The organism is Saccharothrix sp. ST-888 (assembly GCF_000955975.1).
Classification (GTDB): Bacteria; Actinomycetota; Actinomycetes; order Streptomycetales; family Streptomycetaceae; genus Kitasatospora.
On the sequence record NZ_JYJF01000399.1, the window covers coordinates 1 to 410 of the forward strand.

General features: G+C 67.6%; 1 protein-coding gene. It reads left to right on the top strand.

Going from position 1 to position 410, the window contains the following annotated elements; all coding sequences use genetic code 11:
- Positions 1-410: M4 family metallopeptidase (locus UK12_RS33275; RefSeq protein WP_045306947.1), on the top strand; the 410-nt coding region annotated here is incomplete at both ends.

The following is a 410-nucleotide window of genomic DNA, read 5'->3' on the forward strand; positions in this document are numbered from 1 at the left end:
ATCGGCGAGCTGATCAACATCAACGGGGACGGCACGCCGCTCCGCTACATGGACAAGCCGTCCAAGGACGGCGGCTCCGCCGACTACTGGTCCTCCGGCCTCGGCAACCTGGACGTCCACTACTCGTCCGGCGTCCCCAACCACTTCTTCTACCTGCTGTCCGAGGGCAGCGGCGCGAAGGCGATCAACGGGGTCAGCTACAACTCCCCCACCTCCAACGGCGCCGCTGTCACCGGCATCGGCCGCGACAAGGCACTGCAGATCGGGTACCGCGCGCTGATCACCTACTTCACCTCAACCACCGACTACAAGTCCGCCCGCACCGGCACCCTGAAGGCCGCCTCCGACCTGTACGGAGGCACCACCGCCGCCGAGTCCAAGGCGGTCGCGGCGGCCTGGAGGGCCGTGAA